This is a genomic window from Bacillus sp. FSL K6-6038 (genome assembly GCF_038050455.1).
Classification (GTDB): Bacteria; Bacillota; Bacilli; order Bacillales; family Bacillaceae_G; genus Bacillus_A; species Bacillus_A pseudomycoides.
Genome location: NZ_JBBOUH010000001.1, coordinates 3,037,724 through 3,058,339 on the forward strand (window position 1 = coordinate 3,037,724; position 20,616 = coordinate 3,058,339).

Sequence of the window (20,616 nt, forward strand, 5' to 3'; positions counted from 1 at the left end):
TCTCTATGTTTTAGGTAACTTTGCAACGGAACCAATATTTCCTTATTTTTGCGGAGTAACAGGTTCCACTTTTAATTCTTTTATCCCTTCTTTTAATGTAACCGCATCTGTTCTTAATGTTTTCCAACTATCTTTAGCAGCATTCAAGTTAGGTTTTAAGAATTTAAATTTATTTTGATCAGCTTTTTGAGATGCATTCTCAATATGTCCCAGTACTCCCGAATATTGAGAATCTAAATCATGCCATTGCGTGGACATATAAGTAAGAGCATTAATAGCATCATCAAGTGCCTTATGCATCTCATTAATATTAATATACGCAACTCCAACTACACGATTTAATGTTGTTTTATAATCTACAGTCTGACGTAATTCTGCTAATGTAGGCTCTAACTTAGATAAATTATCTCTTGCTATACCCACTATGATACCACCAATTATCGGTAGGCCCAAAATGGCGCCCTTCATTACATTAAATCCATCAGACTCTAATTTTTTATAATAGTTTACTGAGTCTAAAATTTGTTGTAGACGCTTTTCATCGGCCTCAACATCAGCACCTTGGTTTTTTAAAATCGACTGCAAGAGTTCTTTATCGCTTCCAAATGCTCTAACATCTTGTCCAATAGCGTCTCTTAACTTAGTTAATTCTTGTATTAATTGTTGTGCAGACTTTTGGTTTTGTTGAATTTCACCTCGTAAATCTGTGATCCCTTCTTTTAAAGTCTCTCCATCCCCTGTATTAATCGCATCTACTATTGTTTCATAATAATTTTCAAATGTTGTATCGTATTCAATAATGCCTGTTAATGTATCTAAAAGCTGTTTTTTTACTTGCGTATCCCATGTAACCGCATGTGCTCTTGCATTCTTTTGATCTTGTACAATTCTACCAGGTAAATCTACATATCCATTAATAGTAATTCCTTCAAAATTCACATCTGGATTCTTAATTAACATATAAGAATAGGCATTCATAGATTTTGCAAATAACCCAGCCTTTTGCAAGGTTTCTTTCATCTTCACTTCATTTGCTGAAAGAGACGTATCTCCATTGTTCGTTTGTTCAATTTCACTTGCAAAAGTTGCTACTGGTGAGACTACAGAAGTTGTTGTCATAGTTAAAAGCGCCGATGCAACGATTAATTTGTAAGGGATTTTATTTAGCATTTCGTATTCCTCCTAATATAGGTTTTGATTATAAGTTCTATTCTTGTTTAAAAGCGATGTCTTTCGAAATGAATTCTGCATCTTTATGAATATCACTCCAACTTTGTTTAGCAGCTTTTAAATCATCAAGTATTAAAGAGAATTTATGTTCTTGCATAGAGTCGATATTATCATGTAAATCTGTATAGTTGGCCCCCATTTTATTCCATTGTTGTTGGATATTTGTTAGAGACAGTATCGCTTGATCCACTGTTTGATACAGATCTGTCAAAGTTGCTTTCGCGTTAGTAAGCGAAATAACTGCTTGGCTAGCAAGATCGGCCTTCGTACCTAATTCTCCGATTTTTTTAGAAATTTCGTTATAGGAGTCCATATGCTTAGACGCCGTGACACCAGCAGCTGTTCCTAAACCGATACCAGCTGCACCGAGAGCTGCAAGTCCACCAACAACAGCTGGTGTTGCTGTACCGCCAGTCACAACAATTACTACCGCTCCTCCAATGGCTGCAGCAACTAAAATGAATGCTCCCAATCCACCACCAATTGACCATGCTAATACATTGTTAAAATGCTCTGTCTGAGTAGAACGTAGCTTCTCAATTTCAGCTTGAAGTTGTGGAATCAGTGCATTATTTCCAGCTAATAGTGCCGTTAATCCACCTTGCCCATCTGGGCCACCAACATTATTTTTAAACCCTATAGAATTGTCATACAGTTTTGTTTTGAAGTCTTGTAACATCTTAATTACTTCTGTGACTTCTTTTGAATTTGTATTAATTGTAGTGATTAAATCATTTATGCCCTCTTTTAACTCTGCTTTATCTTTCTTTTGTACAGCAGCTTCCAATATATCGTAATAATTTTTAAATTGTTCATCGTAATTTACAATATTACGTGCTGTTTTTTGAATTTTCGGCTTCGCTGTATCTAACCAATAATTCGCATTGATTCGTGACAGTTCCTGATTAAGGTGAATATTTTTAATTAATTCTGCTCCTTCTGAACCTAAATCAATATTGGATAAATTTACATTTGGTTGTTTAATCATTGTTTTTGCGTACAAATCCATTACAAGAATATGAGATCCTGTTCCAGCTAATGCTTTCTTCAGCCCTTCAGGCCCTAATTCATAATTCCCTACTTTTTGTTCTTGAGCGGTCGTTTCTTGTGCAAATGCATGAATAGTGTTACCGGTAGTAGCAGTGATAACCGTTGCCAGAGTGGCCAAAGTCAACACTTTAAATGGAAATTTCTTCATATCTATTCTCCTCCTTAGTCTTTCGATAGATTCTTATAATCTTTGCAGATTTCAAAAAACATAATATTAAAATTTATAAACTTGTTCTTCAAGGTAACTTGTTACATTTTTTAATTGTCTTAATGTATCTTTTTGAGACTGCTGGTCAGTTGTATCAACATTAGTAGATAATTTTGTAATATTATTTTTGATTAGATTCAAATCTTCTTTATAGCGTTTTAGTAGGTCAAGTTCTACATTTACTTGATTTGCAAACGTATGCAAATCATTTTGCATAAGAATAAGCATTGATTTTTGTAAATCTGCTATTTTTAGGTTCTTTGTTAAATCATAAAATTTTTGGTTTTGTGTCTCTAAATCTGCTAAATGTGCTCGCTGTTCTGCTGTTAGTTTATTTACCTCAGCGAAGGCACTATATGTTTTCTTAACTTGTTCAGGGTCAATAACTTTCGTAAGGTCATACTCTTTTGTTTGTGCAACTGCAGCTGCAGCTATTTCAGCTTGTTTGCTTTTCTCAATTGCATCACGAGCTTCTTTTTTGGCAGCTTCAATCTCTAAAGCAGATTTCCCTTTTTCTATCGCTTCTTTCCCTGCTTTTTCCTCTGCTTCTAAAATAGATTTGTTAATTTCTTTTCCTTTGTTATACGCTGCCACCGCTGTTTGAGCAGCAGGTTCAATGATATCTTTTGAAAGGTTATAGACTTCTTTGAATATAACAAACCCTTGTTCATTTAAAGCTCCTGGTAACAATGCGATTTGTTGTAAATCATTTTGAATTGATTTTTGGGTATTTAGTAATTCATTTTTTAGCTGGTCTATTTTCCCTGTTCCATCTGAACTTAGTACACCCTGTGCTTTTGTCACATCAGTATCGAGATCTTGAAGTTTTTTATCAAGCTGTAATTTAAGATCTGTTAATTCATTAATCTGACGTTGTACGTTTTCTTGGTTTGTCATCGCTTTATCTTGAAGAACTTCTAGTCTATCCAAGAAACCTTCTTTATCTTCTTTATTGTCTACAAACTCTTTTAATGTTGGATAATAGCTATTAAATTGATTTACAAATCCTTTACTTTTTGAATTTAATAGAACTAATTTTGGATAAAGTTCCGATGACCATTCGTTCATATCTTGTTTGATTAGGGATTGGTTCGTATTTAAAGATGGAACTTCCTCTAGCTGTACATTAGGGCTCATTAAAGCTTGATCTATATATGTTTGGATTAATTTCGATTGTGCACCTAATTTTCGTAATGATGAGGAAATATCCGTGTTTTCCTGTTGCGTTTCTGCTTGAACGATTGGTGTTGCGAGAGTATTGATAGGAATAGTCGCTCCAGTAACAATGGATGTTATTAAAAATCCTTTAATTATTTTATTTTTCATTCCGTACACCTCTTCACTATTGTCTTTTTAGAATCTTATACATACATCTTGAACGCTCTAACGATAGGCTCTTTTCTTACACACTCTTGAGGAAGGAGAATTCTTTCAGATAGAGTGTTAAACTCTCGTTATTATTTACTTCTCATAGAATGTAAGAACCTTACTTCCCCCTCATTTAAAAGTAAACTATAAAATTTCATCACCTATATCTGAATTAGCTTCCAAATGAATAGTATAAATATTTATGTTTCTCTGGAATTGCTGCTTGACTTGCAGGAGCCCAGATAGATAAATCCATTGCTCCTACAGCTAACCCTGCCATGACTTTTTTTGATAGTAATTTCATAATATCCCTCTTAGTTTTGTCGGTAAGAGCCCTACAAGATTACAAAAGATGAAATTATACTGTACATTGCTTATACTTTCACCTCGGAATAAAATAAGATCATTTTTGCTTTGTAGAAACTTAGAATTCTATTTTTTACAAATGAGATGTTTTTTTGATTCTAAATTATTACCAAACAAAATTAACTGAGTATTACGAAAATTGCCTCGACATGATGTTACTTGCAACTTTAATTACACTTTTATTAGTACAACCTTCTCCTCCTCTTAGTGGTCATACCAATTACACCTTTATTAAAACATTAAACTTCCAATGCGTAAATAGTAGAATTTTGTCGATTATATTCAATAATTTGGTTATTTCATATTAATGTGAGTGGAAATATTATACTTCTAAAATTATTGTTTAATATTATTTAAGTAATTATAATAGTTACAACTTGATATATCCGATTGAAAAATAACTATTTAAATATTTAAACAATACTTGATTATTGTTTAATATAATTTAATCACACTCTGTATATTTATCTCCTTTATTTAGATATGCAAAATTACATATCCGAATAAAGGCTTAAATAAGATGTGCTCTTATAAATAGCTAGCTGTAGAGAAAGAAAATTTTTTGTTTACACGGAGTTCTGGTGCAAAAAATTATTTGATAGAGACATAGAACCTACACGGTTCTGGTACAAAAAATACGGTTCTGGTGCGAAAACTTCAAGATAATTGCAAGTAATCTCTAAATCTTGGACATACTGATACTATTATTCTAAAAAAGGTGCGTGAATGGAACCTACTATAACACGAGGATGAGCATGAGTAATTTCAGTATATCTTTTTATCATTTCTACTTCTTTTACAAAATCAAACTCATTATATAGTAGTATAAAAGCCAATGGTGCTATTCTCATGATTGCACCATTACCATTATCGAACTCAGCTTTCCCACCACATTTTTCTGGTGAATGTCCTTCCTCAAAACGAATAATAGCATCATTTGTAGTTCTTCCAATATCGAACATTTTTCCAAACGGAGTCCAATATCCCTCCTTTTTATATTTAATAAATTTATCCATTAAAATACTTATGCTTTCTTCTTTTATCAGATTTTTGATTAGACACAAAATCAAAGAGGTATCATTTGACCATGTTCCAGGTGGTTGGTTATAGGTTCCATATCCACTCACATCATCTATATAAAATGTGTCTCTTTGCTTAAATTCAACTGGAACGCCTAAAAAATCCCCAGTAATTTCACCATATATTGTGGGAAAAACTCTTTGTTTAATGCTCAAGCTAAGAAAAGACTTATTATCATCTTCCCATTTATCAATCATTCTTCTACCAGGCATTTCTATCACGCCTATTCCTTATCTAGCTAAATACTGTTAGATTTTTAAGAGATTGATGGATACCAAGAAAATTTTGTATCACTATCAAGTGGTGTATCCTGGGTTTCCTTTTTGATTATGCTGAACCATTTGTTTAATATTTGAGCTTTTGGTAATTGTGAGGCAGGGTCGTCTTCCCAGATGATGTGTGAAAACCAGGCCTTTGTTTCCCATTCAAATTGCAGTTCTGCAAACGAAATTGTAGGATGGTCCGCTTCATAAAATTGTCGGTTTACTGCATCTGAAACTTCCGAAGCTTGTGGTAACAACTCATTCTTAATTCTATTTTTAATCGTCTGATTTTCTAACTGATCCCAAAAATACAATTGCCCGTTCATTTGATAAAAAATATCAAATGAAGCCTCACCATTTTTCAAATTAAGCAATATAAAAGCACGTTCCACATTATTGTCAGCAGCTTTTACAGTATTGATAATTAAATTTTGTGCAATTGAGACCCAATAGCTATTGGCTTCTTCTAATGGGGATTCAACATACAATTCTTCATTTAATTCATTGAGGGTTGCCTCATTATTGTTTACTTGTTCCACTTTCTTAAAAAATCTATTGAAAAAACCCATGATTTCTCCTCCTCTTTTTCATTCCCTTATAATACATTTGAATAATTAGATAATATCGACAATGCAATCATATCATTTTCAGATGAGGTATGAAACCAATTTAATGAATGGAGTTTGTTCTTGTATTTACTTTTTATATTTGAGAAACTGAATTTAAACAAAACCTTTGTTTAAAGTAAGGATGGAAATTAGAAGTTCAATTTTGCAAAGATGGTGGGAAAATGGAAGAGAAAAAAACAAGAAGTAAGAAATATTATAGAATTGCTTTTCTTGTATCAACAAGTTACATTTGGTTTTTGATTCTAGCGGCATACAGTATGGGGATTCCGCAATATATCAAGTTGCTCGGGGAGATCGCTCTAATAACAGCCTTTACATGTTACTTTTCCGTGCCTATTTTTTATATTGCTTTGCCTTTAGTATATATTCGCGTTGTACTTTCCTGTTTCCGTATATACACTTCAGAGCGAATGTTGGCTTATTATGCACTTTCTTGTTTTGTTTTAGGGCTTGCTTTATTTCTTCCTTTAAAAATTTATGGTTTTTATGAGGAGAACTACATATTCACGAAGCAGGTTCATGATCAACGTATTGAAGAAAAAATAAAACAAGCGATTGAAAAAAATAATGGTCCCATTCAGATTACATATGTGACAAGGGAAAGTGTACTGCAATCGAATGAAGGTTCAGGAAGTCCTGTATATCCCAAAATAAACATTCATTTTGAGTTATTAAACTGTGCTAAACAAAATGGTGGAGGCAGTGGCTTTTCATGTGAATCTTCTGTCGAAGCATACTACAAAGATAAAAAGTGGTTGGTAGATTATAATTCAAAAGAAAATACAGGTGTTATGAATCTATCTAAAGATAACCAACGTGCTGTAGAAGTAGAAAAGCAGCTAGCTCTTACTCCTGAGGAAGAGGTGAATATCTGTAACAGTGCTGAATCAAAAGCGATTCAATATGTGAAAAATGAGTATAATTCAGATTTAACAATTGTTAAAAAAACGTTTAATAAGCATACAAGTTCCTACAAGAAAGAAAATAGACCATCGAATGCAATTCATGCGCTAACCATTAATGGATATTTAAACACGGATTCCCAAAAAGATATCACGGTTAGGGTAGAATATGATCCGATTGCAAGGGAATATTGGTCTCATATCTATGAAATGAGCGATGGAGCTAAAAAGGAGATAGAAAAACAAATCGAATTAAAAAAAGAGATACATAATAAAAAATGAAATAGCAAAGCAAACATCCCCCATGTCTTCTGTCATATATAGTGAACCACTGGTTGAGGTGTTTGTGTTTGTTTTCGTTCTAGAAACAATCTATAATTTCTCTTCAATTGTAAATTTAGCCATAAGAAAAGCACCTCCAATTGTTAGACTGTGTCTAACAATTGGGGTGTACTTCACTAAAGGTGGATTTCTAATTTTTATATTTATCTTTCTCCTGTTAACAAACTATTTTATATTCATTTAATATCTTCTTCAGCAATTATTATTTCATTTATTAACTTTGTTTCACATACCTAGTTGTATTAAATGATTTATCGTTGAATAATTGCAAGTTCTTTCTATCATAGTTTTGAACTTTATAATCTATGTCTTTTTGAACAACCTCTGCTTCTACACCGTTTGACATTTGTTTTGTGATATGTAGTTTTAATGTTAAACTAGCTTTATCATATTCCCATGTACCTTCTATATGGTTCGTTTTCTTTGGATACTCTTCTGCATTGTAAACTTCGAAAGTTTTAGGACTTCCACCTTTTAAGATAAATGATGGTTTAAATCCGTCAGAAGTCTGTACACCCCAGTTACCAATTAATTCAGTACCATCTATTACGTTCTTCTGTACCGCATCATAGTCGATTCCGGCTTTCTTATCTAAGTCTTTAATATCTTTAACCGATACTGTACCATCACCGACTTTTGTATTCTTATCTTTAAGTGAGTTAATTGCTTTATACCAGTATTCGTCACCTTGTTTCAGAATCTTCTCTGACTCTTCAACCATTTCTTTGTCAGTCTTTTCGCCTTTTTCTCTAGTTGATTTTCTAGTAAACACTTCTTCTACTATTTTGGAGGACTCTCTAAAGTAACCAGTCGCTTTTTCAAGGTTTTTCTGTTCTTCTATATACTCTTTAGGTGGGTCTATAGATTCAATCTTATCTAATACCCCATCAAGTTCTTTTATTGAATCTAATACGTCTGATTTCTTTTTCTTGCCGTCAAAGAGTTCTCCTATTGTATCATTATGCTTCTTAAATATAGTATCAAACTCTTCAACTAGTCCAACTACCCTAGTTGTGTAGTCTTCTTTTGATACCTTCACTTTCTTAACAGAAGACTTCTTTTCATCTTCTTTAGCGGATTTAGACTCTTCTGTCTTTGTTTCCTTAGATTCAGTTTTATCCGATACCCCACAACCGAATAATAACATAACTGGAATTGCTACACCTACTAGTTTCTTTGCTTTCATGACTAATTTATCCCCTTTAAATTTTACTGATTAAAACCGTTTTCGTTACTTCCACCATATCCATATTAATCCTATATATCGTACCATTCACCTTCTTCAACGTCAAAATGTCTTTCCTTGAAGTCTTCATTTCTTCTATAGGGATTTTCAAAGGTTTGTTAACACAATGGCTTTATGTTAACAAAAGGTGCTTTCATATACAGAAAACACCTTTTCAGTCTTCAATCTATTCGGTCGTCCTGCTGCGACTTGCATTCCTTTGTTTCGTTTTCCTTTTTTAAGTATTAAATTTTCCGCCTCAACTTCTACTATTCTACCAAGTTCATCTGTTGTATATTTATAACCTTCCTTCTTTAATTATAGGCATACAAATAGGCTCTCAAGTGCCCTATTTATATATTTTCTACATCTACACTTTCCATTTCATTATGAAAATAGCATTACACCTAACAGTTATTCAATCGGTCCCATAAATTGAGTAATTAAATAAATATGCTCGATCAATTTAACTTTTTGCAGATTCTCTACTTTTTCTGCGCCCCCTAATCCAAGAAGAGGAACATAGCCAAAACACTCATTATAAGCTGGAATTCCGTAATTCTGAATAGCTACTAAATAGGGATTCCATTCAATATATTCTTCTAAATATTCTTCTTCCTCAAGAAATCTTAAAAACAGGTTGAATTTAGAGGCAATAACTTTTGATTTTCCTTTACGATAATTTAATTGAATAATATATGATTTATCACCATACTTCTCAAATAAAAGGATATCCCCCATGCTTGTCGTAAACAACGGTATTGTATTTTGATTTCTAATATACGTTTCTTTAACAATTTCAAAGTACTCTTCTGGATTAATCAACCTAAGATAGCCATTTAAAACCTTTCCAAATCCATAGTTTTCCCAAATATTAATTAACGTTTCAGGAAGTACATTAGAATACTTTTCAACTAAACTTTCAGGAACTCTTTTTTCCAATTCAAAGTCCTTCATTATTTTTAAGTTAGTTATACAAAACTATTCCCCCTTTTCAATTGTTCCTCATCATGTTCGGTGATATTTATTGAATTTTTTCATCCAAAGTTTCTATTCGATGCCCTGATGGAGAACATAGTAAAGCGTTCATACTAATATCCTACATGCCCCACTATTAACTGCATATCTCCCAGCTACTTGATCTGGATTATGTATAGCTGTCTGCTAATATGTATTACTTTCTATTGCGCTATCTTCATCAAGAAGTCGTTTTCGATTTTCCAAATATTCATTTACCTTTAATATTTCCTTAAGCTTTAAACTGTCTTACAAATTCTTCAGAATCAAATTTAGTATTTTAGTTAAAATCCACTTGAATTTCTACTTCATCTCACCTCTTAGCCCTTCTAACTCCTTTACTAACTTCATAAACCGACTTAGTATGATGCTTAATTGAGCATAAAAAATCCACAGTTTAAAAGTTTTTCAATGTGGATTCTTACATTTATTTTTCTCGATAATGCACCATATCATAAGGATAATATGGAGTATCTCTCAAGGTTGAGTCATCTAAATTTAATATTTTTGCGATTGCTCCACTTTCAAAACTCCAGTAACCACTAAAAATCTGACTTCGAATGTTCACTATAGAAGTATTATGGGATTCTGTTATTTTTCCGCTAAAATCTCATCTGTTAATCCTTAACAATAGACTATAGCCATTTTCATTTGTTTATTCATTCCTAATCTACCTAAAATTCATAGTTTAATAAAAGAATACACTTCTAGGATACAAATCAATTTTTTGATATTAATTCAAATAGGTTGGTAATTGATTTAACCAGTCTTCAAAATTATCCGCTTCTTTGGTTACACCATGTTCTTCATGAAAATAATAGTAAACTCCCGTTTGGTGGCACTCCTTTGAATGAAAACAAAAATAGTCTCCATTACCTATACTGTAAAAAGGGATTAGTTCGTTTTTCCAAAAGCCTTCTTTCATTTCATAATCATAAGTAAATTCAATAGTATCATTTCCGTTCGTTTTACCACTAGAAACATTTAAAATCTCTCCTGGAAAGACATATTCAGACATTAGTTCAATAAAGTATTTAAATTCTTTAGGAAATTGACATCCAAACTTTTTCTCAATTTTTACCCAATCATTAGCTGAAGGGGAATCTAAATCCCCTAGTTCTTTATCTAACATACTCTCTAATAAATTTGCAATTTCATCTTTTGTCACTAACTTTTCCTCCCTTATACTAGAAAAACGAGGGAGTTCTCTCTTATTTACAAGTATTCCCTCGATTAAAATCAAATGCCGCTTCAACACCATTTTTCATTAACTTTTGTAATAACGTATCAAGTCCATCTTTGAAATAACAATGGATTTCCTCTTTATATAATGGTAATAATGTATGGAAGTAGATTGGCCAGTCACCCTCTATTCTTTTAACATCCTCACGAAATTCCATTTTGAATGTACCTGAACATTGTGGCAGCGGCGGTACAATCATAACAACAGAAAATTCCGTCTCTTTATCATATGGATGAATTGACGCATTTGGATCCCATATCATTTCACCTAATTGGACTCCATACGTCTGTTTTAAATATCCCTCTGATTGATTCGGAAATACAAGCCACTGTCCTAAGCCATATCCATTTCGCCGTACATTTTCCCCAAGCTGTCGTAAAATGCGCAAGGGTCAACCGTATTTCGCACTATCCAAAGCAGACGTTGATACTTCCCAATCTTTTGGCAGATACATGACAAGTTCTGCATAACCACTATCTACACTTGATGGAGTAGGCATACGGAAATAGCTATTTCGATTAAGATTTAAATGGCAACGTCTTGGTAACCCACTTCAGTTACTTTTTCATTTAATAGACGAATCCCTAGTCCATTTTCTGTGTCCCATGTACAATCAAAAGTTATCCCAATATCTCGCTCTTCATAAATATCTCCATATGGAACTACAATTCCAACTAAAGTTATCATCTCAAGTAATTGATTAGTTGTTTCGATGTGTGGATAATTTTCATTAAATTCAATATCATACCCTAGTTCTTGACGCTCTTGTTTGTAATAGTCTAATATCGCTTGTAAAAAACCTTGCTGTAATTGTTCCCAATTTTGCACTAATGAGTTATAAGCAGTATATTGTTCTTCATCAAACTTACCGTCTTCTTCACCTTTAACCATCAATGCTATTTCAGCTTCTTTCCCACAAAATTCAATGGTAATATACTTAACCCATCCATATGTATATTCAAGCTCACCAAAAACCACATCATTTATTATCATTTTCAAACTCTCCCTTTTTATTTATCAGAAAATCTCTTGGGCCAAGATTTACTTCTCTGATAGTACAAAAGTCATCCTCTTCATTAACATTATTTTTATTGTAAAACTAATCTAATCAGCTACAAAGTTGTTTAAATTAAAAACTTTGAAGGACTTTAAACCAATTAAAAAGTTGTTCTATCCTACTCTCTAATATTAACTGTTATTGCCAATAGGTTCTATACTCAGTACCGTACCACTGGTTCCTAGTTTTTCAATTAGTTTTTTTGCCTTACCATATGGAAATCTCTCTACTAATATATAAGGAGGATTTTTTGAACCCTTTAGCAAATCTGCAGTGGCAATCTCAATCCCTAATACGTTCTTTATTCTTATTAAATCTTTCAAACCTTCATTAGGAGTTTTTGCTAACACTATATTACAAATATCAGATGGCTTAATTATTGTTTTCTGTTCTATTTCACTTAAACAACCACTATTCACCCATTTGTTAAAATCAGAGGTAATTATAGTAGCATGGTTTGGATTCATATCCCCAGAATCAATAACTAATACCTCTTTTCCCTCTGCATCTTGAGACATAAAAAAAACATTGCCTCCACCGTCATCACCAATCGAGATATACCCAATTGCATATTCATCTACTTCCCAAACCTCATTTCTTTCTACAATATGCTCCGTACCATAAATAACTAACCCACTACCGATTGAAAAACCATTTGTACATCTTAATAAACCCTTATATACATTGGGGAATTTAACTTTCATACGATCTTCTACTTCTTGGATTGCAATATCACTTGCTGCCGTTTTTTTTATCAAGCTCGGAACCTTAGATAGATTAATCATTTGACAAATCCTCCTAAACTATCAAGATATTTATATACATCAATCATTGCCTTTCGTGCCGTTTTTGATCCTGCTTTAATCATTTGCCTATAGATCTCATTAAATTCATAACGTATATCAGTATTCAAGCCTTCATTTTTTCTCCGTTTCCTCTGCATAGAAGAAATTATTGCACGTGATCGGCCAAAGCTTGAAGGGAGAAGTATTACAGAAGCTTTCTTTTCCTTATAATCAAAAATCCTCCCTCTTTAGCCCATCCTTTTACCTATTCATTTTGCAATGGATAATGAGACTGTATTCGATTATCAGAAGCAATATCTTTCTTTCCTGGTGCACGATTATCATGAGTTATTCATTCAATTTAGATATAACTATTATTGTAAACCCTTTAAAGGTTATTATTTTTCACCTCTTCAAACCACTCATCAGCAATATGATTCGCCGTTTTAACATCATCATTCGTATATACCAAATCATAATTGTATTCAGCTTTAAAGTTGCCACTCTGAACATTATAGATTAATTTCATCTCGGTCGGCATCTCTCTCTCATATTCTTTACATAATGCTTCTACTTTTTCAATATCTTCATTTATTATGTTCAATACCATGAGCATTCTGTTTGGAGACACATCATATCTTTCGTCTCCATCCTCCAATGCATCATTCACTTTATGACATTTTACGTACTTATTGTTAATTAAATAAAAGAACTTACTCGAAATAATATTTCCTTCACAAGAAGCATAAACATACAATTTATCCGCTCTATCTTCAACAAACTCCATACATATGGAAATCATATCTGCTTGCAATTCACTAAATCTATCTTCAAATTCTTTCATACTACTTTTTCGCTCCTTAGATTAATTTTTAATAACTTTAGAGACAGGCTCTCCATCAATAAAATAATTAACTATAAATTTATCTGGACGCATATTATTCCCAGCATAAATTATTTCAACATCAACGGTTACTTCTTTAGGAGGTATTTCTTTCAAAGCCACAACCCATTCATCTTCAATCTTCTTATATCTTTCAAATTAACATCTGATAATTGCGAAACCAAATTGTCAACTTTAGGTGAACCTCCAAATCTATCACCTGCTAAATGCCCTGTATGATCTTGTCCTTTTACTTTTCCTGGTGTATTTCTACTATGCGACAATCTTCCTTCTCTCGTTGTTAATTGTAGCTTTTCTGTTTCAAACTTTACATCCTACCTGCATTATCTGTTTCATAAAAGTAATCATACTCTCCTGTTTTATACCTAATATCAGGTTTTAACCTATTTTTTCTTCCGTTTGTAAAGTGTTGTCCTTTATCTACTAATGTTTTAACTCCACTTACTCTAGAACTACCTTTATCCGTACCCTTAGTTTCACTCTTAACAGCAGAAAATAACTCCCCAAGTGTTTTTCTTTCTCCTACATTCCCAAATCCAGCTCTGAAAGTTCATGGACTTGATATAAATTTAGAATGGGATAAATATGAGGCGGGATTAACCCAAGAAGAGTGGGGGAATTTTTCTTTAAAACATATTCGAGAGTACTAAAAAAGCTATATTAACTCTTCAAAACGGACAATGAAAGATATACTTCCGATTAAAAAAGCCGTCTCAGATCAGAAACTCAAAAAGATTGTAAAATCGATATAATGATTACTTCTGTTACGATGAATTTGGAGAAATACTTGATGGGAACAAACATCCTAATCCTTACGATCAAGAAGTACGAACGAAAGTCAAGCTAAATGATGATGGGAAAGTTATTGAGAAAAAAACTTATAACTTTGATGATTTTGAGGACTAACTTAAAAAGCAGTAGCCTGAAATTAATTTCGGGTTACTGCTTTTTAACTATATTCAAAAAATAATTAATTCAACTTTTTATCTTCATGGCTTTAATATCTTTTCCAATCTTACTCGTTTAATAAAATCATCTAATGCCTCTTCTTCATTACCATAATGAGCAATTGAGGTTTCTACAATACTCGCTCTCTCATCAGTTGCACAAACAACCAACTTATTATCCTCTTTATAAATTAGAACCTCATCCGGATCCACATCTTTTTCATGAAACCAGTTATAATATTTTAATCCTTCTTCTGATAGGATTCGTTTTGCCTCATCCCTTGTCATATTAAAATTATCCTCCTTATTTTATTTGTTTCAATAATTTCAATCCTTCTAATTGTTCGACTGTTAAAGGAAGTTGTATTTGTGTTCCCCCTTTTATTGTCCCAAAACCTGGAGCTATCTCTCCAATTTGTGCTTTTAATTTGCTATAATCACCACAATAGTACTTTTGAATAGCAGCATCTACCTGTGCTTTTAGTGTAGGATCACTACAATTATCAATATAGGTTTTTATATTCGAGAAATCACCTACAACCTCATATTGATGGTATTTGCTCACATCTTCCAAATATGGAAGAGCTCTCTCGTCGTAACTATAAGGTTTTCCATTTACCACAGGTGATGTATACGTACCATTTGACGGTCCATATCGGTCAATAACTTCACCTATTTTTAGTGTATACTCATCCTTCATGACTTTCCCATCTTTATTTACAACATAGCTGCCGTTTGGTACTTGCCCCCAATCAATGTGTCCATCAGCCCTTAAGACATCAGAATTCTTTGGAATTTGTACTTCTTCTGGCCATTGCCCTGTTTTCTTGAATTCTTCTGCTAACTTACTGTCAATATTATTTAAGTAAACATGTAATTCATCAGTCGTACAAGTTGATTGTTTTAATAACTTCTGTACATGTTGTTCAGCCTTAACAGCTCCCTCACCAACATTACCCGTACCCTATGTTGTAATCTCAAAATAAAAAGCACTTGTTGTCTTTAGTTGACAATCAAGTGCTTTAAGTTCATCTATTTTTAAGTAGCATTAAACTTGTAAGTTTTGTAGTAATAGTATGACGCCTTTTGTATGTCGTGACAACTACTACGTTAAAACTTACGAGTTTGTACGAGTTCGTTAGTTTCATGTCTATCCCATGTCTTTATGTTCGTCGCATAGTAGAATGTCATCTCGCCTAAGCTCGTACTTCTTTTTCTATTCTATCATTGCGCATAATACTCTATGATGATACAACCATCATGAAGTATGTACTTTTTAACGGCTTATTTTTTTTCATCCATCTTCTGCTTTAAATATTCAGCAATTTCTGTTTGCCCTCTTTCAATAGCAAATGCATAAGCATCCATATCTTTCATGGTGTCACCAGAGTATTTTATAGATATATCTATATTGTTCTCAACTAACAATTTAACAATCTCCAAATGCTCACCGTATATTGCAGCAAACAGAGGATTTCTATCTGGTTCACTAATATCAATCTCTACATTCCGACTAATTAGATATTCAGCAATATCTAAATGTCCTTTTGTAGTCGCTCTTTCAAGAGCATTTGTAGAGAAAGTTCCACCTTGTGCATTAATATCTATTCCAGCATTAATAAGATATTCTACTATCTCTAAATGTCCATGAGCTGCCGCTACATGTAACCACGTACCAAAAGGTGTCATCCATGTTAACATTTCTGGTTCTTTCTCAAGTAAATCTCTTAAAGTATCCAATTGAACACTTTTTATGGCACTTCTAATATCTTTTGCAAATTGAGTCTTATTCATATTAATCTTTTAATAAATCTTCGTCTAAAAAGAGTTCGATGTCATCTAAATTTACATTTTTTTTTCTTTCATGAATTGAAAATTTTAAAATAAATTCTTCAAAAGAGTTTGCTATAAGATAATAATATTCTTTTCCATCTTCGTCTATTGTTTCACCTTCATGATACCAATAATAAATTTTACCCCTGTATTTATCTTTTAAGCCTATACATATTAAATCTCCCCCGTCCGCATCTGCAATAGGCATTACAATACTTCCTAAAATATCCTTATAAGTTTGAATGATTGATTCAATTTCATAGGCATCATTAGTAATACCATAAAAGCCACCTATCGAGTCAAAACCATCCTTGGGGGTTACAGGGGTAACTTCAATTGCCTGATACATTCTATTATCTTTAATAAAACACCCTCCATATTCAAGCAAAAACTCTTTGTAGTCTAATGGTAAATCTACACCATATATTCGTTCAATTGTTTCGATCGACTTATATGCATCTTCTTTTTTTGAGACTACCATTTCCGAATCAATTATTTCATTTAATACTTGCTTTATTATTTTGTTCATTTTATTTTCCTCCTCTTAAATCTGATGCTGAACCTATATGTGGTATATTAGCATGTAAATCTGTTGGAATTAACTCAATTTCAGTAGAACTTTTATGGTGAGGTGTTAACCCTTTTTCTTTTAACCAGGCCTTTCCTTGATTCTTTGATTTAGACCCTTTTAATTGCATAATTTTTTCATACACTAAATTAAAATCATTATTAGAGCCATCTAACATACCTTCTTTAAATTTTATAGAACCTTTACTCCAAGGTGTGAAGTTAGGTCTACCATCAATAAATTCTACACCTTCACCATTCGTTATACTTGTAACTTCAATTTTATCAGAATACCATTTCCCATTACCTGGCCCACCTTTCCAGTGACCATTACTTCTCGGTAACCTTGTTCCGCCTTCTTCTTTCTGCCTCTACTCAGCTTTAATACAATCTCGAGACATCGATATTGGTCTAGTAGCTCTAACATTCCATTTACTAAAAAATCATTGGGGTCATGCGTGTATATACTATAATTTGGTTGTTCAATCGCTTTCACATAAACCTCATGTTTCTTTAGCTCTCGTTGTATTAACACTTTTGCCATATCAGAGCTCCATAACCGAGATGTATTGAGTACAACAACTTGGCTCACTTTATGATATGCCATATCCGACAATAGCTCTTGTAGACCTTCACGTTCAACTGTTAATCCATCTTCCTCTACTATTGCTCCGCTAATTCCTTTATCTTTGTATATGTGAAGCAGTTGTAGTTTATTTTCGTTACAGTACCGCTCAATTTCTTCTACTTGATACGTTAGGCTGTACCCTTCACGCACTTGCCCTTCTGTTGAAACTCGTACATAACCAACTACTTTCTCCCCCATACTGAATCCCTTCCCGTTACAGCAATTAAAGTCCCTGTAACGTTTACCCGTTTTTTGCGGATAACTTGTGTGTAACATGCATCCGTTAAAACGTACTTTACGATGACTTCAAAACATAACACAACCCTTAAATTTTTTAGTCGTTTTTTCTCTAGTAGTGTCGTACACTGTGCAAAGCCATTACAGTCTATAAAATTTAACACTTAATACACTTATAAAATTATACGTGTACCTACTTATTTCTACGCTAAAACATAAAAAAGCACTCGTTGCCATAAGTGACAATCAAGTGCTTTAAGTTCGTTTGTTTTCTAAGTGTCTATGTTCGTTCTAAGTTTGTAAGTTTCATTGTATCGTAAACATAGTATGACCCTTTTGTGTCTCGTGACAAGTAATACCTTTAAAACGCACGAGCTTGTGTGCATTCGTTAGTTTACTATGCGTTCCATGTCATTTGTACCCGTCACCCATTAAAATGTCATCTCGCCTAAGTTCGTGTGTCTTATTTTATCGTATCAAGGGACGGAGGTCCAAACAAGAGCTTATGATGGTAAACCATCATAAGCTCAATTCTTCAAAATGACCTTTTCTTTTTTTGTACACTTCAAATAAAGTTTGTTTTATCAGTCTATATTTCCCTATGCCGATAAGTTCCAATCCATGTGTATTATTGATTAATAGTTACACTTAAATCGCAATATCCTGGTAATCCACTTCAGTTACTATCTCATTTAACATACGAATTCCTAGCCCATTCTCTGTATCCCATGTACAATTAAGTGTAAATCTAATGTCTCTACCTTCACACAAATCCCCATAAGGAACAACAATCCCGTCTAAATCTATCATTTCTAATATTTGATCCATTGTTTCAACTAGTGGATAATTTTCATTTACTTCAATATCATAACCTAATTTATGCCTTCTTTGTTTGTAATAGTCTAATATTGATTGTAAAAAGTTCTGTTGTAAGTGTTCCCAATTCTGCATAAGTGAAGTATATGCTACATATTGTTCCTCATCAAAATTGCCGTCCTCTTCCCCATCTATCATTAAAGTTATCTCAGTTTCTTTTCCCAAAAAACGAATTGTAGTACCCTTAACCCAACCATACTCATACTCATATTCAAGTTCACCGAAAACCGAATCATTTAAAATCATTTTACAAGCTCCTCCTTATGTCTATTAGCAAATCCTCCGGGTTTAAACGCTCCTGCGTTTATCTCTCCTACACCACCCAGATGTCCAAATTCAGCATTTATGATTGTTGGCACGAGTTTCATTGTTTTACCATCATTTAATTCATGCCACGTTAATTTATTTTTTTCTCTATATTTCTTTATATCTCTTACACTAATATTACCAGATTCCATACCAAATTGGCTTGCTAATTCAGGTGAACTATTAAGTTGATCAGCCAATTTTTGATCTGATTGAACAAAATTAATTCGTCTAGCTTTTCCTCCAAAACCATTTTTGCCACCTAGCATATAGTCAATTTCAATCTGTGCTTTTTCTACTGGTGAAAAATCAGGAACAGCATTTTTATATTGTATACCATCAATACCAGCTTCATCTAATATTTTTTGTATTTGAGGGTCTGGCGGTGGTTTAAGCGTACATAGAGATTCACCTCGTTCTCCTTTAAATTCGACCGTTGGGTTATCTGGTGCAGGTGTTTGATTATATCTACCTTTATATGTACTGGCAAATTCCGCTTGCTTGAAGGCTGGTGGAATATCCTCAACTTTACTTGCTCCCGTACCCTTAGTGCCACTCTTAAAAACCGAAAATAACTCTCCAAGTGTTTTTCTTTCTCCTACATTCCCAACGCCAGCTGCCGAAAGTTCATGGGATACATTCGGGATATGAATATTTTTAATCTTCTCCCCGACATTCTTCATACTTTTCGGCAACTTATTCACGAATGCCACTACTTCTTCCAACTTACCAACTATTTATGAAGTTAAAGCATACCAATCAATAAAAAAAGCACTTGTTGCCTATCATAGACAATCAAGTGCTTTAAGTTCATTTGTTTTTAAGTATCGTTAATTTTGTAAGTCTTGTAGTAACAGTATGAAACCCTTCATATGTCATGACAAGTAATACGTTAAAACTTACGAGTTTGTACGAGTTCGTTAGTTTACTATACATTCCATGTCTTTGTACCCGCCGCACAATAAGATATCATCTCGCCTAAGCTTGTACTTCGTTTTCTATTCTATCATTGCATATAGTACTCTATGATGGTACAACCACCATGAGTTATCCATTCAACTTAGATATAACTATTACTGTAAACCTTTTAAAGGTTATTATTTTTCACTTCTTCAAACCACTCATCAGCAATATGGCTAGCTGTTTTAACATCATCATTCGTATATACTAAATCATACTTATATTTAGCTTTAAAGTTGCCACTATGAACATCATATATTAATTTCATCTCCGTTGGCATGTCTCGTTCATATTCTTTGCATAATTCTTCAATTTTTTCAATATCTTCACATATGATACGCAATACCATAGACTGTCGTTTTGTAGACACATCGTATCTTTCGTCTCCATCTTCCAATGCATCATTTACTTTATGACGTTCTACATACTTATTGTTAATACAATAAAAGAAACTTCCCGAAATAATGCCTGCCTCACGTGAAGCATAAACATACACTTTATTGGCCCTATCTTCAACATATTCCATACATATAGATATCATATCTGCTTGCAAATCACTAAATTTATCTTCAAATTCTCTCATACTACTTTTT

General features: G+C 33.0%; 22 protein-coding genes and 5 pseudogenes. 1 reads left to right on the forward strand and 26 read right to left on the reverse strand.

The features are described 5' to 3' along the window. Positions 1–42 precede the first annotated feature (42 nt). The 6 genes and pseudogenes from hblA to NSQ40_RS15885 form a co-directional block, all read right to left on the reverse strand. Entirely contained in the window at positions 43–1,170 is a 1,128-nt protein-coding gene (hblA, locus tag NSQ40_RS15860) for a hemolysin BL binding component B (RefSeq protein WP_033797466.1), read from the reverse strand. 37 nt (positions 1,171–1,207) lie between these two features. Continuing rightward, the gene (gene hblD / locus NSQ40_RS15865) at positions 1,208–2,428 is read right to left on the reverse strand and encodes a hemolysin BL lytic component L1 (protein ID WP_003203683.1); all 1,221 of its coding nucleotides are present in this window, start codon (positions 2,426–2,428) and stop codon (positions 1,208–1,210) included. Positions 2,429–2,494: 66 nt separating this feature from the next. Next, the gene (hblC, locus tag NSQ40_RS15870; RefSeq protein ID WP_033796773.1) at positions 2,495–3,814 is read right to left on the reverse strand and encodes a hemolysin BL lytic component L2; all 1,320 of its coding nucleotides are present in this window, start codon (positions 3,812–3,814) and stop codon (positions 2,495–2,497) included. Positions 3,815–4,028: 214 nt separating this feature from the next. After that, positions 4,029–4,160: a hypothetical protein gene (locus NSQ40_RS15875; protein WP_003202836.1), complete on the reverse strand. Its 132-nt coding sequence runs from the start codon at positions 4,158–4,160 to the stop codon at positions 4,029–4,031. Positions 4,161–4,947: 787 nt separating this feature from the next. Next, positions 4,948–5,514, reverse strand: a pseudogene (locus NSQ40_RS15880) (ADP-ribosylglycohydrolase family protein); the annotation flags it as partial. A 44-nt stretch (positions 5,515–5,558) separates the two neighbouring features. Next, the gene (locus NSQ40_RS15885; protein ID WP_006095376.1) at positions 5,559–6,134 is read right to left on the reverse strand and encodes a hypothetical protein; all 576 of its coding nucleotides are present in this window, start codon (positions 6,132–6,134) and stop codon (positions 5,559–5,561) included. 221 nt (positions 6,135–6,355) lie between these two features. On the opposite strand from NSQ40_RS15885, the gene NSQ40_RS15890 reads away from it, so the two are divergent. After that, positions 6,356–7,378 carry a hypothetical protein gene (locus NSQ40_RS15890; RefSeq protein WP_258248477.1) on the forward strand — a complete coding sequence of 341 codons (1,023 nt, stop codon included), beginning with the start codon at positions 6,356–6,358 and terminating at the stop codon, positions 7,376–7,378. A gap of 274 nt (positions 7,379–7,652) precedes the next feature. Here NSQ40_RS15890 and NSQ40_RS15895 read toward each other — a convergent pair whose 3' ends face one another. From NSQ40_RS15895 to NSQ40_RS15995, 20 genes and pseudogenes are all read right to left on the reverse strand, one after another. Further along, positions 7,653–8,624 (reverse strand): DUF3994 domain-containing protein, encoded by a 972-nt coding sequence (locus NSQ40_RS15895; RefSeq protein ID WP_097795663.1) that lies wholly within the window; start codon positions 8,622–8,624, stop codon positions 7,653–7,655. Positions 8,625–8,846: 222 nt separating this feature from the next. Beyond that, positions 8,847–8,981: pseudogene (locus tag NSQ40_RS29490) on the reverse strand (DNA/RNA non-specific endonuclease); the annotation flags it as partial. A gap of 96 nt (positions 8,982–9,077) precedes the next feature. After that, a complete protein-coding gene (locus NSQ40_RS15900; RefSeq protein WP_258248478.1) occupies positions 9,078–9,620 on the reverse strand; it encodes a T6SS immunity protein Tdi1 domain-containing protein in 543 nt (180 codons plus the stop codon). A 487-nt stretch (positions 9,621–10,107) separates the two neighbouring features. Next, positions 10,108–10,239, reverse strand: a pseudogene (locus tag NSQ40_RS15905) (PoNe immunity protein domain-containing protein); the annotation flags it as partial. Positions 10,240–10,413: 174 nt separating this feature from the next. Continuing rightward, complete coding sequence (locus NSQ40_RS15910; protein WP_003202851.1) at positions 10,414–10,848, reverse strand: SMI1/KNR4 family protein; 435 nt, start codon at positions 10,846–10,848, stop codon at positions 10,414–10,416. Positions 10,849–10,891: 43 nt separating this feature from the next. After that, a complete protein-coding gene (locus NSQ40_RS15915; RefSeq protein ID WP_003202852.1) occupies positions 10,892–11,311 on the reverse strand; it encodes a suppressor of fused domain protein in 420 nt (139 codons plus the stop codon). 137 nt (positions 11,312–11,448) lie between these two features. Beyond that, positions 11,449–11,916 (reverse strand): DUF2004 domain-containing protein, encoded by a 468-nt coding sequence (locus tag NSQ40_RS15920; RefSeq protein WP_003202854.1) that lies wholly within the window; start codon positions 11,914–11,916, stop codon positions 11,449–11,451. 195 nt (positions 11,917–12,111) lie between these two features. Further along, positions 12,112–12,765, reverse strand: a complete 654-nt coding sequence (locus tag NSQ40_RS15925; RefSeq protein WP_098217738.1) for an SMI1/KNR4 family protein — start codon at positions 12,763–12,765, stop codon at positions 12,112–12,114. Then, on the reverse strand, positions 12,762–13,004 hold the full coding sequence (locus tag NSQ40_RS15930) for a hypothetical protein (RefSeq protein WP_141521865.1): 243 nt from the start codon (positions 13,002–13,004) through the stop codon (positions 12,762–12,764). The genes NSQ40_RS15925 and NSQ40_RS15930 overlap by 4 nt, the downstream gene beginning before the upstream one ends. 149 nt (positions 13,005–13,153) lie before the next feature. Continuing rightward, positions 13,154–13,609 carry an immunity protein YezG family protein gene (locus NSQ40_RS15935; protein WP_258248479.1) on the reverse strand — a complete coding sequence of 152 codons (456 nt, stop codon included), beginning with the start codon at positions 13,607–13,609 and terminating at the stop codon, positions 13,154–13,156. A 21-nt stretch (positions 13,610–13,630) separates the two neighbouring features. After that, positions 13,631–13,932: pseudogene (locus tag NSQ40_RS29495) on the reverse strand (DNA/RNA non-specific endonuclease). Positions 13,933–14,658: 726 nt separating this feature from the next. Then, the gene (locus tag NSQ40_RS15950; protein WP_098604473.1) at positions 14,659–14,904 is read right to left on the reverse strand and encodes an Imm59 family immunity protein; all 246 of its coding nucleotides are present in this window, start codon (positions 14,902–14,904) and stop codon (positions 14,659–14,661) included. A gap of 16 nt (positions 14,905–14,920) precedes the next feature. Next, positions 14,921–15,316 carry a TNT domain-containing protein gene (locus tag NSQ40_RS15955; protein ID WP_098604474.1) on the reverse strand — a complete coding sequence of 132 codons (396 nt, stop codon included), beginning with the start codon at positions 15,314–15,316 and terminating at the stop codon, positions 14,921–14,923. Between the two features lie 584 nt (positions 15,317–15,900). Continuing rightward, complete coding sequence (locus tag NSQ40_RS15965; protein WP_258248480.1) at positions 15,901–16,410, reverse strand: ankyrin repeat domain-containing protein; 510 nt, start codon at positions 16,408–16,410, stop codon at positions 15,901–15,903. A gap of 1 nt (position 16,411) precedes the next feature. Next, complete coding sequence (locus NSQ40_RS15970; RefSeq protein WP_098604475.1) at positions 16,412–16,978, reverse strand: SMI1/KNR4 family protein; 567 nt, start codon at positions 16,976–16,978, stop codon at positions 16,412–16,414. Position 16,979: 1 nt separating this feature from the next. Beyond that, complete coding sequence (locus NSQ40_RS15975; protein ID WP_098604476.1) at positions 16,980–17,195, reverse strand: HNH endonuclease; 216 nt, start codon at positions 17,193–17,195, stop codon at positions 16,980–16,982. 164 nt (positions 17,196–17,359) lie between these two features. Beyond that, positions 17,360–17,842 (reverse strand): annotated as a pseudogene (locus NSQ40_RS15980) (recombinase family protein); the annotation flags it as partial. A 687-nt stretch (positions 17,843–18,529) separates the two neighbouring features. Continuing rightward, positions 18,530–19,003, reverse strand: coding sequence for a DUF2004 domain-containing protein (locus NSQ40_RS15985; protein WP_258248481.1), 474 nt, complete (start codon positions 19,001–19,003; stop codon positions 18,530–18,532). Further along, the gene (locus tag NSQ40_RS15990) at positions 19,000–19,746 is read right to left on the reverse strand and encodes an HNH endonuclease (RefSeq protein ID WP_341286128.1); all 747 of its coding nucleotides are present in this window, start codon (positions 19,744–19,746) and stop codon (positions 19,000–19,002) included. The genes NSQ40_RS15985 and NSQ40_RS15990 overlap by 4 nt, the downstream gene beginning before the upstream one ends. A gap of 404 nt (positions 19,747–20,150) precedes the next feature. Continuing rightward, positions 20,151–20,606: an immunity protein YezG family protein gene (locus tag NSQ40_RS15995; RefSeq protein ID WP_098604478.1), complete on the reverse strand. Its 456-nt coding sequence runs from the start codon at positions 20,604–20,606 to the stop codon at positions 20,151–20,153. Positions 20,607–20,616: the final 10 nt, after the last annotated feature.

What these genes read in the sequence shown, in the direction of transcription:
- NSQ40_RS15995 (WP_098604478.1), bottom strand. Translation starts at nt 20,606, where the DNA reads ATGAGAGAATTTGAAGATAAATTTAGTGATTTGCAAGCAGATATGATA.
- NSQ40_RS15985 (WP_258248481.1), bottom strand. Translation starts at nt 19,003, where the DNA reads ATGATTTTAAATGATTCGGTTTTCGGTGAACTTGAATATGAGTATGAG.
- hblA (WP_033797466.1), bottom strand. Translation starts at nt 1,170, where the DNA reads ATGCTAAATAAAATCCCTTACAAATTAATCGTTGCATCGGCGCTTTTA.
- NSQ40_RS15895 (WP_097795663.1), bottom strand. Translation starts at nt 8,624, where the DNA reads ATGAAAGCAAAGAAACTAGTAGGTGTAGCAATTCCAGTTATGTTATTA.
- NSQ40_RS15965 (WP_258248480.1), bottom strand. Translation starts at nt 16,410, where the DNA reads ATGAATAAGACTCAATTTGCAAAAGATATTAGAAGTGCCATAAAAAGT.
- NSQ40_RS15955 (WP_098604474.1), bottom strand. Translation starts at nt 15,316, where the DNA reads ATGAAGGATGAGTATACACTAAAAATAGGTGAAGTTATTGACCGATAT.
- NSQ40_RS15875 (WP_003202836.1), bottom strand. Translation starts at nt 4,160, where the DNA reads ATGAAATTACTATCAAAAAAAGTCATGGCAGGGTTAGCTGTAGGAGCA.
- NSQ40_RS15925 (WP_098217738.1), bottom strand. Translation starts at nt 12,765, where the DNA reads ATGATTAATCTATCTAAGGTTCCGAGCTTGATAAAAAAAACGGCAGCA.
- NSQ40_RS15890 (WP_258248477.1), top strand. Translation starts at nt 6,356, where the DNA reads ATGGAAGAGAAAAAAACAAGAAGTAAGAAATATTATAGAATTGCTTTT.
- hblC (WP_033796773.1), bottom strand. Translation starts at nt 3,814, where the DNA reads ATGAAAAATAAAATAATTAAAGGATTTTTAATAACATCCATTGTTACT.
- NSQ40_RS15885 (WP_006095376.1), bottom strand. Translation starts at nt 6,134, where the DNA reads ATGGGTTTTTTCAATAGATTTTTTAAGAAAGTGGAACAAGTAAACAAT.
- hblD (WP_003203683.1), bottom strand. Translation starts at nt 2,428, where the DNA reads ATGAAGAAATTTCCATTTAAAGTGTTGACTTTGGCCACTCTGGCAACG.
- NSQ40_RS15935 (WP_258248479.1), bottom strand. Translation starts at nt 13,609, where the DNA reads ATGAAAGAATTTGAAGATAGATTTAGTGAATTGCAAGCAGATATGATT.
- NSQ40_RS15975 (WP_098604476.1), bottom strand. Translation starts at nt 17,195, where the DNA reads ATGTTAGATGGCTCTAATAATGATTTTAATTTAGTGTATGAAAAAATT.
- NSQ40_RS15990 (WP_341286128.1), bottom strand. Translation starts at nt 19,746, where the DNA reads ATGAAGAATGTCGGGGAGAAGATTAAAAATATTCATATCCCGAATGTA.
- NSQ40_RS15900 (WP_258248478.1), bottom strand. Translation starts at nt 9,620, where the DNA reads ATGAAGGACTTTGAATTGGAAAAAAGAGTTCCTGAAAGTTTAGTTGAA.
- NSQ40_RS15970 (WP_098604475.1), bottom strand. Translation starts at nt 16,978, where the DNA reads ATGAACAAAATAATAAAGCAAGTATTAAATGAAATAATTGATTCGGAA.
- NSQ40_RS15920 (WP_003202854.1), bottom strand. Translation starts at nt 11,916, where the DNA reads ATGATAATAAATGATGTGGTTTTTGGTGAGCTTGAATATACATATGGA.
- NSQ40_RS15950 (WP_098604473.1), bottom strand. Translation starts at nt 14,904, where the DNA reads ATGACAAGGGATGAGGCAAAACGAATCCTATCAGAAGAAGGATTAAAA.